The organism is Rhizobium sp. NFR07 (genome assembly GCF_900111905.1).
GTDB lineage: Bacteria > Pseudomonadota > Alphaproteobacteria > Rhizobiales > Rhizobiaceae > Neorhizobium.
This window is the reverse complement of record NZ_FOKM01000005.1, coordinates 334182-348897: the sequence shown is the minus strand read 5'-3', so window position 1 is coordinate 348897 and position 14716 is coordinate 334182. Positions and strand designations below refer to the sequence as shown.

Below are 14716 nucleotides of genomic sequence, written 5' to 3'. Positions count from 1 at the left end.
GCGCATTGCCTCCCGCTCTGCTACGCTGACAAGCCGCGCGGATTGGGCGCTCGACCTCCAACGAAACAGTCGAGCAACGGCCTGTCCGATTAACAGTTCCGAGAATGAAGCCCCGATTATTTACAAAAGGCTAATTCTCATATCGAAAATTTAGCAAATAATCATATATGTGTAAATGCGCAGGAAATTGAGACATTTCGGCTGATGACAAAAGGGTATGCAGCTACCGCGGGAGGATAAATTCGGGCTGCACGTTAGCTTTCGCTAACTCTTTAGGCGCTTGTTAATCATATTTGTAAATGATCATGAAGCCCTGGGTTTCTGAACCGCGTAGCGCTCCATCTGTGGTTTGATGGAGCAATTTGGTTTGGAAACACGCGTTGTCTTGTATCGCTTACCGCAAGGGCTTCGTTGCAATTGCTTACGAGGTGACGCAGTGAAGTTTCCGCTTATCTGGACCTTGCCGGCCGTGTTGCTTGCAACCGGCTGCACGGTGAAAACGGAGCCGTTCACGCCCCAGGCGAATTCTGTCTTCGCCAATGAAAAACTGATGAGGGCGACCGCCAACCAAGAGCCGATCGTCGGCTCCATCGACCTCTATGAGGCGATGGCCAGGGCATTGAAATACAACCTCGACACGAAGGTCGAGATCATGCAGGCTGCGCTGAAAATGCGCGAAGCGGACCTCGTCACCTACAGCGCGCTTCCCAAGCTTGTCGCAGGCGCGGGCTATGCCGGCCGCAACGAGGCCGATGCATCGACACCCTCGACGCGCGATGACAGCATTTATACGAGCGACCTCACCTTCTCGTGGAATATCCTCGATTTCGGCCTGTCCTATGTCCGGGCAAAGCAGGCTGCGGACGAGACGCTGATCCAGGAGGAGATGAAGCGGCGCATCGTCAACAAGGTTGTCGAGGATGTCCGCACGGCCTATTGGCGCGCGGTCAGCTACCAGCGGCTGGTCGGTCGCATGCGGGCTCTGGAAGGGCGTGTTGCCCGCGCATTGCGTGATACGCGCGGTCTTTCTTCAGGCGGAGAAAGCTCGCCGCTCGTCGCGCTGACCTATGAGCGCGAGCTGATCGAGGTGAAGCGCGAAGTCGAGTTGCTGGAAGGCGAACTGATGGTCGCCAAGAGCCAGCTCGCAGCGCTGATGAACGTCACGCCCGGAACCAGTTTCACGCTGACCGTACCGAAGCGCACCAGGACCAAGCTGTCGGTGCCGAACAATATGCCGGAAATGTTCCGCATCGCCGCCGAGAACAGGCCTGAGATGCGCGAGGTCGCCTATCGCATGCGGATCAACGAAAAGGAGGTCAATGCGGCCCTTCTCGACATCCTGCCGGGCTTCAACGTCTATGCCGGCACGAACTACGACTCCAACGAGTTCATCGCCACCAATGACTGGCTGTCCTGGGGCGCCAAGGTCAGCTTCAATGCAATGAAGCTCGCGGCCCTGCCGGCCGTCAACAAGAAGATCGATGCGCAGAGCGAAGTGCTCGACGCGCGGTCCCTTTCGGTGGCAATGGCGATCATGACCCAGGTCCATATCAGCCGCACCCGTTATGCCCACCTCAGCAAATCCTACGGAACGGCGGCAGCGCTTTCCAACGTCTCGCATCGCATCCTCAAACAGGTGCGCGACGAGACCGTGGCGCAGAAGACCAGTGAGCAGATCCTCATCCGTGAGGAGATGAATGCGCTTCTGGCCGATGCCAAGCTGGATATGGCCTATGCCGACCTGCAGAACGCCTATGCCAATATCTACGCATCGCTCGGCGTCGATCCGTTCCCGACCGGGCTCACCACGACGCAGAGCGTGGACAATATCGCGACGCAGCTGAGGACGATGTGGACCGATACCGGCGGTCCGGCAAAGATCGAGGTGGTCGCCACCAAGTAAGCGAAGGAGTGCGACGTGCAAGCATGCGATGGAAAGGGACTGGTTCTTGCGGTGCTTCTGGCAGCGTCCGCGAGTCCCGGGTCACTATATGCGCAGGGGGGCGGAGAAGCCCTGCGCGGCATCGTCAAGTCGGTGAACGAGGCGATGATCGGGACCGACCTGATCTTTCCCATTGCATCCCTCCCTTTCCGGGAGGGGCAGCATTTTTCCAAGGGTGACGTGCTCGTCGCCTTTAACTGTGCCGATCTTGCAGCGCAGGTGAAATCCGCCGAAGCCGTGCTGAGGGCGGAACGCATCACGCAGGAAAATACCGCGAGGCTGGCGCGATCCAAGGCGGTCGGTGCCTTCGAAGTCGACATGGCGCGTGCCAAGATGGATCAGGCCGCGGCAGAACTGGAAGCCTACCAGAGCAAGATGTCGCGCTGCGTCGTCCGGGCTCCCTATGACGGGCGGATCGCCTTCATGCGGGCGCATGAACATGAAATCCCCGAACCCAATCAGCCATTGATGCAGATCGTCAGCGAGGGCGAGCTTGAAATCGAGGCACTGCTGCCGTCCAGCTGGCTTCGCTGGTTGAAACCCGGCAGCCGGTTCTCGATCACCATCGACGAGACCGGCGAGAAGAAACAGGCCGAGGTCGTCCGGATCGCGGCCATTGTCGATCCCGTCAGCCAGACCGTGAAGGTGACGGGGCGGTTTTCGGACGATACGATAGGCATTCTCCCGGGCATGAGCGGCCCGACCGAATTCAACCCCGCATCGGGGGGATAAAGCATGGCTCGAGACGTCAAGCTTACGGCCAGACCATCCCAGGGAGCCCCGGTTCCGGATGCGGGCGGGGCAGTGAAAGCCTATGATCTCCTCCTGAGGGTGGAAGCTGAAGCGAGGCAGGCGCAGACGGTCGGCGAGCTTGCCTTCCTCATCGCCAACGAGACGATCCGCATCGCCAAGTGCCGGCAGGTCTTCGTGCTGGCCGGGCGAAACGAAAACCTTCTGGTGAGGGCGGTCACCTCGGTCGGCAGCGTCGACAGGAACTCGCCGCGCATCCGCTGGATCGAGGCGATCGTGAAGGGGATTTCCCGCAGCGAGAAGGGGCTCGGATCAGCCCTTGATTTTGCGCTGCCCGCCTTCTGCCCGCCGGGTGACGAGGAGCACAAGGACTTTCCCTATGGTTTCATCGCCTGGCTTCCCTTCAAGCTGCGCGGCGGTACGGTGTTCGGCGGCATGCTGCTTGCCCGCGACGTGCCGTGGAACGAACAGGACCTGCTGATCGCCCGGCGGCTGTCCGAGACCTATTCCCACGCCTGGGCGGCCCTTGCCGGCGAACGCAGGCTGAAGCGCCGCATCAAGATCAAGCCGTTCATCGCCGCTGCTGCCCTGGCAACCGTAGCGCTCGGCTTTTATCCCGTACCGATGATGGTTCTGGCGCCGGTCGAAGTCGCACCGATCGCACCACGCATCATCGCGGCGCCCATGGACGGCGTCATCGAGAGCATTGCGGTCAATCCGGACCAGGCGGTGAAACAGGGTGATCCGCTGTTGAAGATGTCGGATGTGACGCTGCGCAACGAACTGGCGGTCGCCGAGCAGGATGTGCGCGTCGCCGAAGCCAAGCTGATGCAGGTCACGCAAGGTGCGGTATCCGATCCCAAACTGCGCGCCGATCTTGCCATTACCCGCAGCGAACTGACGGTCGCCGCCGCCAAGCGCGACTATGCCCGCGACATGCTGCAGCGCTCCGATGTGCGGGCGCCTTCCGACGGTATCGCCATCTATACCGACCGGCGTGACTGGATCGGCAGGCCGGTGACGACCGGCGAGCGGGTCATGGAGGTGGCTGATCCGACGCGCATGCAGCTCAGGATCGACGTGCCTGCCGCAGACGCGATTGCCGTCGCGCCCGGCGCCAAGGTGCGGGCCTTCCTCGATTCCGATCCGCTCAAGCCGGCCAGCGCCGAGGTGGTCGCCGCATCCTTCGAGGCGCGGCTGATCGAAGGCGATATTCTGGCCTATCGCATCTATGCAAGGCTCGACGAGCAGCCACACGGCATGCGGCTCGGGATCCGCGGCACGGCGCAGATCAGCGGACAGAAGGTGGCGCTTGCCTATTACCTGTTCCGCAAGCCGATCTCCGTCATCCGCCAGCGGTTCGGCCTATGAAGATCCCCCAACCGCAGATCGGCCAGCCGCAGATCGGACAGTCTCAAACCAGCCAGTCGCAAGTCGGCCAGCCGCAGATGATCCAGCCTCGCGACGCGCCGCTGCCGGCGCTGCGCGAGGATCTGCAGATCATGCGGGTCGGCGCGAGCTATTCCGGCGCACCGACCTGGGTCGTGTTCGATCCGATCCGCAACCGCTTCTTCCGCATCACCTATGAAATGTTCCAGGTTTTAAGTTCCTGGCGGATCGGCGGCACGGTTGGCAACCTCCTGAAGATTATCGACAGCCGCTTCGGCAATCGCCTGACGGTCGAGGATATCGGCACGGTCGTGCGCATGCTGGAGCATAACCTGCTGCTGGTGCAGCCGACCCGCGGTGCGTGGCGGGCTCTCCACCAGAAGGCACAGCAGCGCCATTCCTGGTTCATGCGGCTCATTCACAACTACCTGTTCTTCAAGATCCCGCTGGTCAGGCCCGAGCGGTTCATCCGCAACTCCTGGCCTCACGTCGCCTTCCTTTTCAGCAAGGCGTTCTGGTTCATCTCGGCGATCGTCGGTCTCGCCGGCCTCTATCTCGTCTCGCGCCAATGGGATGCCTTTGTCGGCACCTTCCCCTTCGTCTTTTCCTGGGAAGGCGCGACGATTTCGATCCTGTCGGTCGTTTTCATCAAGTGCCTGCACGAGCTGGGTCATGCCTATGTGGCGCATCGCTTCGGCTGCCGCATCCCGACCATGGGCGTCGCCTTCATGGTCATGGTGCCGCTGCTCTATACGGATGTCAGTGATGCCTGGAAGCTGAAATCGCGCTGGCAGCGGCTCAGGATCGATTCCGCCGGCATGCTGGTGGAGCTGACTGTCGCCGCTTACGCCCTGCTCGCCTGGGCCTTCGTGCCGGATGGCCCGTTACGAAGCGCGATCTTCGTTCTGGCGGCAACCGGCGTGGTGTTGAGCCTGCTGGTCAATCTCAATCCGTTCATGCGGTTTGACGGCTACTACATCCTCGCGGACCTGCTCGGCGTCGAAAATCTCCAGCCTCGCGGTTTTCGCCACATGCGGTGGCGGCTGCGCGAGCTTCTGTTCCGTCCCGGCTATCCGGCGCCGGAAGCGTTTCCACCGCGGCTTGACGTGATCCTGACACTCTATGCGATAGCAACCGCGATCTACCGGATAACGCTCTATCTCGGCATCGCGCTTCTCGTCTATCACTTCACGATCAAGCTCATCGGCATCCTGCTGTTTATCGTGGAAATCGGATTTTTCATTCTTCGCCCCGTCATCATGGAAGTGAAGGAGTGGTGGGCCATGCGCAGCGATATCGTCAGAAGCCGTCGGACCTATGTGACGGCGTCAATCCTCCTCGTGCTTCTGGTCCTTGCCTTCCTGCCGATCTCGACACGGATCTCGGCACCGGCCGTGATCTATCCGCAGCAGTTCGCGCGGTTCTATCCAAGGGAGCCCGGGAGGGTCGAAAAGATCGAGGTTACGGCCGGGCAGAAGGTCAAGACCGGCGACATGCTATTCGTCATCGATGCGCCCGAGATCGGCGAGGAAATCGGGATCGTCGATGTCGAGATCGAGCTTGCGCGGTTGAGGCTCGCGCGCATCGTTGCCAATGCCGAGGATCTCGCACAGCGCAGCAGCATAGCCAGTGAGCTCAATGGCCTCCTGGCCAGGCGGCAGGGGCTGGAGGAAAGGCGGGCAGCGCTCGTCGTCACCGCACCATTCGACGGCACGATCACCGATGTCAATCCGGAAGTCCTGCCCGGACAATGGGTCGGGCGTGGCGAACAGGTCGTGTTCCTGTCAGCCGGTGCGGGCTCGATCGCGCGCGGTTATGTGGCGGGTAACGACAGCACGAGACTTGCGGCAAACGCGTCGGGCTGGTTCATCCCGGACGATCTCTCGCTGTCAAAGTCGCCCGTCACGCTGCTCGCGATCGCCGAGACGGGCGCACAGGAAATCGACGTGCCGCAACTGACCTCGCATTATCATGGGGCGATCGCTGTCCATCCGTCCGCGGCGTCGGCTGCCGCGGGCAAGCGGCAGAGGTTCGTGCCGATCACCGCTCAGTACGCGGTGATGGCCAGGGTCGCTAACGAGACCTTCGCGCCCGGCCGATCGGTCCAGGGCGTGCTCCTGCTCGACGGCGATGGCGTCAGCCTTGCGGCCCGCGCCTGGCGCCGTGTGCTGATGGTGCTGTTCCGCGAGGCGGGCTTCTGAAGCGCCCGCCCTGGCAGGCGGACACGTCTCTCTATCAGGAAGACGCCTCGTAGGCAGAGGCCATGGCGGCGATCTGTTCGGAATTCATCGCCTGCATCTGCGTCGGCGTTATGGCCTGCAGCTGAGCCTTGCTGAACGCCTTGATCTGCGTGGTGGACAGGCCCGGCAAGGCGGCGGTGCTGATCGAGGCTATGTCGGTCGGCGAGAACTGGGCCAGTTGTGTCGTGCTGAGAACGGCGATCTGCGAGGAATTCAGCGCCGCGACCTGTGCGGAGGTCAGGGCCGCCGCCTGTGCGGGCGTCAGTGCCGAAACCTGGGCGGTGGTGAGACCGACGATGGATTTCGCGCTGAAGGCCGCCACCGCTTCCGGTGAAAGCAGCGCCAGCTTGTCGGTACCGAAGGCCGCGATCTGGATCGGGTTGAACGCGCCGATCTGCGTGCCGGTCAACACGCCCACCTGGAGGTCGTTCAGCCCCTGGATCTGATAGAAGCTGAAGTTTGCGACCTGTGCCGCGGTCAGGGCGGTCGTCTGCTCGGCATCGAGCGTCGCCAGCGTTACCGGCGACATGCCGGTCATCGCGGTGGCACTGATCGCTGCGATATGGGCCGGCGTCAGCTGGTCGATATCATCCGGGTCGAGCGCTGCGACCTGGGTCGCCGTGAACGCGGCCACCTGAGCTGTCGTGAACGTGCCGATCTGGGCCGGGCTGAAGGCGGAAATCTGGCTGGCGGTCAGGCTCGAAATCGCCGTCGCGCCAAGTGCGCCGATCTGCGCCACCGTCAGGCTTGCGATCCTGTCCGTCGAGAGGCCGGCGATCTGGGTGCCGGTCAAGGCCGCGACCTGGGTCGTGGTGAGCGCACCGAATTGCGTCGGGGTCAGCGCCGCAATCTGTGCCGGCTTTAACGATGCTATCTGGGCGGTCGTCAGGGCGCCGATCTGCTCAAGCGAAAGCCCTGCTATGGTCGAGGGCTTCAGCTCGGCGAGGGCGGCCGGGCTGAGCGCGGCTATCTTGGCCGGCGTGAGCGACGACATCTTTTCCACCGTGAGGGCCGGTGTCTGCTTCGAGGTCAGTGCGGCGACCTGCGCATTGGTCAGCGCATTGAGCTGTGCGGATGAAAGCAGACCGACCTGGTCCGGCGTCAGGCCCGCCAGCGCGCTGGCGCTGAGCGCCGTAATCTGTTCGGAGGACAGGGCGGCAATGCGATCCGACGGCAGGCTCGCGATCTGTGTTCCCGTCAGCGCGCCGACCTGTGCCGTCGTCAGCAGCGAGAATTGCGTCGGGCTCAGCGCAGTGAGCTGCGCCGAGGTCAGGACAGCGACCTGCGCGGTGGTGATCGCGGCAAGCTGCTCGCCGGACATCGACTGGAAAGTCTCCGGAGCCATTCCGGCCAGGGCCGCGGGTGTCAGCATCGCGATCTCGGCTGCCGAGAATGTTGCAAGTTGCACCGGTGTCAGCGCGCCGACCTGTGTGGCGGTGAGGGACGCGAGCTGGGTGGAGGAGAGGGCATCGATCTGGCTCGGCGCCAGTCCCTTGATCTGGTCGCCCGTCAGCCCGGTTATTCCCGCAGCCGTGATGGCGGCAAGCTGTTCGGAGGAAAACCCGCCGACGGAAGACACAGGCAGGGCGCCGATCTGTGTCTTTGTGAGCGCCGCGATCTGCGTCGTCGAAAGAGCCTGGACCTGCGGAAGGGTCAGCGCCTGCAACTGGGCCGACGTGAGCGCGCCGATCTGTGCGGCGTTCAGAGCGGAAGTCTGGGCGATCGTAAGGCCGGCGATGTTCTCCGCGGTCAAGCCGGCCAGGGCGCCGGTGCCGATCGCGGCAACCTCTTCCGGCGTGAATGTCGCCAGTTCGTCCGCCGTAAGCGCCGCAATCTGGGACGAGGTGAGGCCGCCGATCTGCGTGCTCGTCAGGGCCTCCGCCTGAGCGAGGCTCAGCGACGTGATCTGGGCGCTGGTCAGTCCGGAAATGCCCTTCGCGCTGATGGCGCCGATCTGGTCCGGAGTAAGCTTGGCCAGGCTGTCCGTCGACAGGGCTGCCACCTGAGCCGCGGTGAGCGCCTTGATCTGCGCCGAGCTCAGGGCTTCCGTCTGGATCGGAGTGAATGTGTCGATCTGGTCGGCGGAGAGCGCCGCGACCTGTGTCGAGGTCAGCGCTGCGATCTGTGCGGACGACAGGGCGGCGATGCTTTCCGGCGACAGGCCGGCAATCGCCTTGGCGTTGATCGCGGCGATGTCCTGTGTCGTGAATGTCGCCAGCTCCTCGGGCGTCAGCACCGCAAGCTGGGCCGATGTGAGAACGCCGACCTGCGCCGAGGTCAGGGCCTCGGCCTGTTCCGTGCTGAGGGCGGCGATCTGCGTGGTGGAGAAACCGGCCACGGCCTTGGTGCTCAAGGCGGCGATCTGGTCGCCCGACATGACCTCAAGGTTCGCTACGGTGATTGCCGCGGCCTGGCTGGCGCTGAAGAGCTTGATCTGGGCAGCTGTCAGGCTTGCCGTCTGGGATGGCGTCATCGCGGCGATCTGGGACGGCGTCAGGGCCGTGATCTGGGCGTTGGTCAGGGCGGCGACCTGATCGTCGCTCAATGTCGGGACATTCTCGAGCGGTATGCCCGGTATCGTCTTGGCGTTGATTGCCGCCATCTCTTCCGGCGAGAAGGTCGCGAGCGCCTCGGCGGTGAGCGCGGAAACCTGGGCGAGCGTCAGCGCACCGATCTGCGCCTTGGTGAAGGCGTCCACCTGATTGGGATCGAGTGAGGTAATCTGATCCTTGGTCAGGCCTGCAATGGCCTTGGTGCTCAAGGCGGCGATCTGCGTTCCGCTGAGAGCAGCGAGCTTCTCGGGCGTGATCGTCGCGACCTGCGCGGCGCTGAGGCTGCCGATCTGGCTCGTGGTCAGCGCCGTAAGCTGGACGTCGGTCAATGCGGCGACCTGAGCGGGCTTCAGAACGGAAATCTGGGTCGGTTTCAGCGCCGCGATCTGCTCCGATGTCAGGGAGGCGATCGTTTCCGGCGTCACTCCCGCGATGGCGGTCGGGGTGATGGCGCCGATCTGCGTGGGAGAAAGCGATTCAGCCTGGGCAGGGGTGAGCGTTACCGTCTGCCTGGCGCTGAGCGCGCCCATCTGCGCCGTCGTCAGGGCGCCGATCTGGCTGGGATCCAGTATCGCCAGCTGTGCCGCCGTCAGGCCGGCTATGCCCTTGGTGCTGATCGACGAAATCTGTGCCGGCGAAAACGCCGTCAGGCTTTCCGGCGGCAATGCACCGATCTGCGATGCGTTGAGGGCACCGATCTGTGCCGGCTTCAGAATGTCCACCTGCTCAGGTGTCAGTGCGCTGAACTGCGGGGACTTCATCGCTGTCAGCTGCGCGAGCGTCAGCGCCGCGGTCTGCTCCAGGGTCAGGCTGGCGGTCGCCTGCGCCGACAGGCCGGCAATGGCCGAAGGCGTCAGTGCCGCGATCTGGGTGGGCGAGAGCGCGTTCAGCTGCTCTAGGCTCATCGCCGTGGTCTGCTTGGCCGTCAGGACAGCGACCTGCGCCGTGGTGAAGGCTGTGATCTGCGATGTGCTCAGCGCGCCGATCTGTGCGGTCGTCAGGCCGGACGTGGCCTTGGGATTGATGCCGGCAAGCTGCTGATTGGTGAAGCCGGAGACATTGGCCGGCGCGAAGGCTGCGAGCTGAGAGGAGGTCAGAACGGCAAGCTGCGTCGTGGTGAGCGCGGCCGTCTGGGCGGTGGTCATGGCGCTGATCTGCGCCGGTTTCAGCGCCTTGATCTGGGTCGGCGTCAGCGCCGCGACCTGTTCCGGCGTCAGATCGGCAATCTTGCCGGCCGGTATGCTGGACAGGGCGAGAGCACTGATCGACGCCATTTTCGACGGCGAGAAGGCGGCCAGGGTCGTCTCGCTGATCGCCGTCATCTGGCGGGCGGTGAGGGCGGCGATCTGCGTCGTGGTCAGCGCTCCGGCCTGCTCGCTGCTCAGCGCCATCATATGGGCGCTCGTCAGGCCGCCGATTGCCTTGGCGCTGATGGCGGCAATCTGGTTGGGAGTGAGGGCTTCGACAGCGGCGGACGTGAGGCCGGATACCTGGGTCGCCGTCAAGGCAGCGATCTGCGTAGCGTTCCAGGCGCCGAGCTGTTCGGTCGAGAGTGCGGCCACCTGCGTCGTCGACATGGCGGAAATCTGGGTCGGCTTCATCGCCCCGATCTGCTGGCTCGTCAGCATCGCCAACTGGCTTGTGGTGAGGCCGCGGACCGCGGAGGGAGAGATTGCCGCGATATCGTCACGGGAGAAGGTGGCGAGATCCTCCGGCGAAAGCGCGCCGATCTGCGCGGAGCTCATTTTGGCAATCTGTGCCGGGGTCAGTGCTTCCACCTGCTCCACGCTGAAACCGTTCAGCTGGGACGTGGTCAGGGCGCCGACCTGCAGTGAGCCCATGCCGGCGATCTTTTCCGCCGAAAGGGTGGCGATCTGGTCGAGGCTCAATCCGACAACGGCTCGTGACGCGATGGAGGAGATCTGCGACGTGGAAAGCGTGGCGACGTTGCCGGCGGACAGGGCCTTCACCTGCGTCGAGGAGAGGGCGGCGATCTGGGACGAAGAAAGCGCTTTTACGTCTTCGGTGGTCCAGGCTGCAATGGCGGATGAAGAAAGGGATTTGATCTGAATGGTGCTGAGGGAAGGAATGGTGGTCGTCATGAAAAAAATACTCCTCCTCGATAGCTGAAAAAGGCATCGATTCTCGAGCGAGGTCGAATCGCGCCAATGTACGACGTGCTCTACCTCCGCTTGCTTGCCTCAGACTGGCTTTCTCTCGAACACACCCGCAGCCGAAGGCCGTCGCTCGTCGTGGGGCGACATGTCGTGATCAATCTGGAGTGGAGAATTAGCGGTTGGTGATCAGCCCGGCCTGCACAGCATCGGTTCGGCGTCTGCCGCAATTCGGCGCATCGGCGTTCAAACAGTTCCGGCAGAAGTGCGTAGCGGTTTTGCGTTTGGAACTGCGTAAGATCAAAGGATCAGAGCGATTTCGCGTTTCGGAGAAAAAGCGGAAACGCTCCAGATATCGCGGCTTCCGCTGATCGGCTGCGAGCGAGTTGTCTGCCTCAGCTCCAATAGGCGGCGGCGGTGAAATCCTTCTTGGCGACACCGCGGGCGATCAGATGGGCGCGGGCGGCCTTTGCCTTGTCGGCATGGCCGGCGAACCAGACATAGGCGCCGTCGGCAATTTCGGCCTCTTCCAGGGCCTTGCCCATATCCTCCACCAGCGAGACGCGGGCGTCGGCGGCCAGTTCGCAGAGGTCTTCGCGGCGTACCTGAAGGAAGGCGCGAACGTTTCCGGGGGCCTCCTGCAGCATGCGGATTATGGCGGGCATGGCGGTCTCGTCGCCGAACAGGACGAGATTGTCGTTTTCCGGGCATGCGCCGCCGCCCGGGCCGATGATGCCGACCGTGCGGCCGACAGGCTCTTCGGCGGCCCAGTCGGAGGTCGGGCTGCCGTCATGGCGGAATATGTCGAATTCCAGCCAGTTCTCGCCATAGGCGACCGTCGTGTAGCAGGGGCGGTTCAAGGCGTCGTCACCTTCCGGCCAGACCGTCCGGCCGGATGCTGCAATGCGCGGCCAGCACGGCGGGCGGCCCTTGCGGGGGATCAGAAGACGGAAATGATAGCTGCCGGTGCCGAAGCGCTCGGCATCATGGCCCTCAAGCCGAACGCGGGTAAAGCCCTCCGAACGCTTGGTTACAGCCACGACCTGCATCAGCGACATGCCGGGCGCCAGCGCGCCTTCGGCCACCTCGTCCCATTTCGGGCAGAGCAGGCATTCCTCGAAAAGTTCGGTCAGGCTGCCCTGCAGCGTCTGCAGCAGGCGCTGTTCCGGCGAGGAGATCTCGATCGACACGCCCATCTCGTCGGGAATGAGCGTCGCCTTGGAATTCCAGACGTGGAAGCAGAAACCCTTGGCCTCTTCCGTCAGCGGCACATCCCATTCCAGCGCGCGCTTCTTCAGCGCGTCGATCGCGGCTCCGTTGTCACGGGTGATGCGGCCTTTGGTCTGGTGGAGCATGGTGGCTGTCCGGAAAATCGTACTGTGCCCGGACTAAAATCATTCATGACTTATGAAGTCAAGATTGCTGATGGCGGGACCAATGGGCCGATCCCGCCATGATCGGCTACAGTCGCTCTTCGAGGCGGATGACAAAGCCGTGACCGGATCCCGTAAGCGTAGCCGTCCTGCCGGCGGGCAGGATCGCGCAATCGAGCTCTCCGAGTATTTCGGTGCTTTCCCCGTCCGTGACCTGCATCTCGCCGTGATGGCAGAGGAGAAGCGTCAGGGCATCCGTGGGTTCGATCGTCGCCGGCACCGAGATCGTCTCTACGACATGCACAAACCGTCCGCGCCGGGTCATGACGTTGAGGTCGGTGATCGTGCCATCCGTCAGCCGGGCCGTGGTCGGCGCATCGGCCGGGAAGGGATAGGGCGCGGAGGCCTGCGTCAGCAGCTCCTTTTCGCGATCCTCGATCGCCAGTTCCATTCCATGGCCTTCGAGGATGGACAGCGTGCGGTCGATACCGGGGAAGACGGAGAAAGCGCCATCTTCGGCCACCGTCGCCATGCTGACGCGCCAGTCGAACGTATCGACTGTGGCGCCCTGCGGAAAGACGGCGATCTCCACCGTCTCGCCGCGTCCGTTTTTCCACGGCATGCGCTTGTGGGTGCCGGAGCGAAGGATCTGCATGAGGCTCAGTTCCCGAGAATGCCGGGCAATCTGAGGCCCTTGTCTTTGGCGCAGTCGATGGCGATGTCATAGCCGGCATCGGCATGGCGCATGACCCCGGTGGCCGGGTCGTTCCACAGCACCCGTTCCAGCCTGCGATCGGCATCTTCCGAGCCATCGGCGCAGATAACCATGCCGGAATGCTGCGAGTAGCCCATGCCGACCCCGCCGCCGTGATGCAGCGATACCCAGGTGGCGCCCGATGCGGTGTTCAGCAGCGCATTCAGCAGCGGCCAGTCGGACACGGCATCCGATCCGTCCTGCATTGCTTCCGTCTCGCGGTTCGGCGAGGCGACCGAGCCACTGTCGAGATGATCGCGGCCGATGACAATCGGGGCGGAGAGTTCGCCGGTCCTAACCATTTCGTTGAAGGCCAGCCCGAGCTTGTGGCGGTCGCCGAGCCCCACCCAGCAGATGCGTGCCGGCAGGCCCTGGAAGGCGATGCGCTCGCGGGCCATGTCAAGCCAGTTGTGCAGGTGCTTGTTGTCCGGCAGCAGTTCCTTCACCTTGGCATCGGTCTTGTAGATATCCTCCGGGTCACCGGAAAGGGCCGCCCAGCGGAACGGGCCGATGCCGCGGCAGAACAGCGGACGGATATAGGCCGGCACGAAGCCCGGGAAGGCGAAGGCGTTCTCAAGCCCTTCGTCCTTGGCGACCTGACGGATGTTGTTGCCGTAGTCGAGGGTCGGCACGCCGGCATCCCAGAAGGCGACCATGGCCTCGACATGCGCCTTCATCGACGCACGGGCGGCAACTTCGACAGACTTCGGATCGCTTTCGCGCTTGGCCTTGGCCTCCTCGACCGTCCAGCCGATGGGGAGATAACCGTTCCTCGGGTCATGCGCAGAGGTCTGGTCGGTGACGATGTCGGGACGCGGGCCACCGGCCTGCATGCGCTTGACCAGTTCCGGAAAGATTTCCGCCGCATTGCCGAGCAGGCCGACGGACTTTGCCTCGCCCTTGCCCGTCCATTCCTCGATCATCGCCAGCGCTTCATCCAGCGTCTTGGCTTTCGCATCGACATATCGGGTGCGCAGGCGGAAATCGATGCGGGTCTCGTCGCATTCGACGGCCAGGCAGCAGGCGCCGGCCATGACGGCGGCCAGCGGCTGGGCGCCGCCCATGCCGCCGAGCCCGCCGGTCAGGATCCACTTGCCCTTGAGGTTGCCGTCATAATGCTGGCGACCGGCCTCGACGAAGGTTTCATAGGTGCCCTGCACGATCCCTTGCGTGCCGATATAGATCCACGAACCGGCGGTCATCTGGCCGTACATGGCCAGGCCCTTCTTATCCAGTTCGTTGAAATGGTCCCAGGTCGCCCAGTGCGGCACGAGGTTGGAATTGGCGATCAGCACCCGCGGTGCATCCTTGTGGGTGCGGAACACGCCGACCGGTTTTCCCGACTGGACGAGCAGCGTCTCTTCCTCGGTCAGCGTCTTCAGCGTCGCGGCGATGCGGTCGAAATCGTCCCAGGTGCGGGCGGCGCGGCCGATGCCGCCATAGACGACCAGTTCATGCGGGTTCTCGGCCACGTCCGGATCGAGATTGTTCATCAGCATCCGCAAAGGTGCTTCGGTCATCCAGCTCTTGGCGGTAAGCTCTGGCCCACGCGGGGAGCGCACGTCGCGGATGTTGTGGCGCGGATTGGTCATGACTTCTGTT

At 63.4% G+C, this 14716-nt stretch carries 8 protein-coding genes; 4 read left to right on the top strand and 4 right to left on the bottom strand.

The window, feature by feature from the left end; translation table 11 throughout:
• Positions 1–436: 436 nt before the first annotated feature.
• From BM216_RS13525 to BM216_RS13510, 4 genes are read left to right on the top strand one after another with little or no spacing between them, the layout of a single operon-like run.
• Positions 437–1903 carry a TolC family protein gene (locus BM216_RS13525; RefSeq protein WP_092999693.1) on the top strand — a complete coding sequence of 489 codons (1467 nt, stop codon included), beginning with the start codon at positions 437–439 and terminating at the stop codon, positions 1901–1903.
• A gap of 15 nt (positions 1904–1918) precedes the next feature.
• Positions 1919–2674, top strand: coding sequence for an efflux RND transporter periplasmic adaptor subunit (locus BM216_RS13520; protein ID WP_092999692.1), 756 nt, complete (start codon positions 1919–1921; stop codon positions 2672–2674).
• Positions 2675–2677: 3 nt separating this feature from the next.
• Complete coding sequence (locus BM216_RS13515; protein ID WP_092999691.1) at positions 2678–4063, top strand: efflux RND transporter periplasmic adaptor subunit; 1386 nt, start codon at positions 2678–2680, stop codon at positions 4061–4063.
• On the top strand, positions 4060–6282 hold the full coding sequence (locus BM216_RS13510; RefSeq protein ID WP_244530167.1) for a site-2 protease family protein: 2223 nt from the start codon (positions 4060–4062) through the stop codon (positions 6280–6282). The genes BM216_RS13515 and BM216_RS13510 overlap by 4 nt, the downstream gene beginning before the upstream one ends.
• Positions 6283–6316: 34 nt before the next feature.
• Here BM216_RS13510 and BM216_RS13505 read toward each other — a convergent pair whose 3' ends face one another.
• From BM216_RS13505 to hutU, 4 genes are all read right to left on the bottom strand, one after another.
• Positions 6317–10975 (bottom strand): beta strand repeat-containing protein, encoded by a 4659-nt coding sequence (locus BM216_RS13505; protein ID WP_092999690.1) that lies wholly within the window; start codon positions 10973–10975, stop codon positions 6317–6319.
• Positions 10976–11382: 407 nt separating this feature from the next.
• A complete protein-coding gene (locus BM216_RS13500) occupies positions 11383–12342 on the bottom strand; it encodes a siderophore-interacting protein (RefSeq protein WP_092999689.1) in 960 nt (319 codons plus the stop codon).
• Between the two features lie 106 nt (positions 12343–12448).
• On the bottom strand, positions 12449–13015 hold the full coding sequence (locus BM216_RS13495; protein ID WP_092999688.1) for a HutD/Ves family protein: 567 nt from the start codon (positions 13013–13015) through the stop codon (positions 12449–12451).
• Between the two features lie 5 nt (positions 13016–13020).
• Entirely contained in the window at positions 13021–14706 is a 1686-nt protein-coding gene (gene hutU, locus BM216_RS13490; protein WP_092999687.1) for a urocanate hydratase, read from the bottom strand.
• Positions 14707–14716 lie beyond the last annotated feature (10 nt).

Coding starts and splice junctions, on each gene's coding strand:
- BM216_RS13515 (WP_092999691.1), top strand. CDS start 2,678: ATGGCTCGAGACGTCAAGCTTACGGCCAGACCATCCCAGGGAGCCCCG.
- BM216_RS13510 (WP_244530167.1), top strand. CDS start 4,060: ATGAAGATCCCCCAACCGCAGATCGGCCAGCCGCAGATCGGACAGTCT.
- BM216_RS13505 (WP_092999690.1), bottom strand. CDS start 10,975: ATGACGACCACCATTCCTTCCCTCAGCACCATTCAGATCAAATCCCTT.
- BM216_RS13500 (WP_092999689.1), bottom strand. CDS start 12,342: ATGCTCCACCAGACCAAAGGCCGCATCACCCGTGACAACGGAGCCGCG.
- BM216_RS13495 (WP_092999688.1), bottom strand. CDS start 13,015: ATGCAGATCCTTCGCTCCGGCACCCACAAGCGCATGCCGTGGAAAAAC.
- hutU (WP_092999687.1), bottom strand. CDS start 14,706: ATGACCAATCCGCGCCACAACATCCGCGACGTGCGCTCCCCGCGTGGG.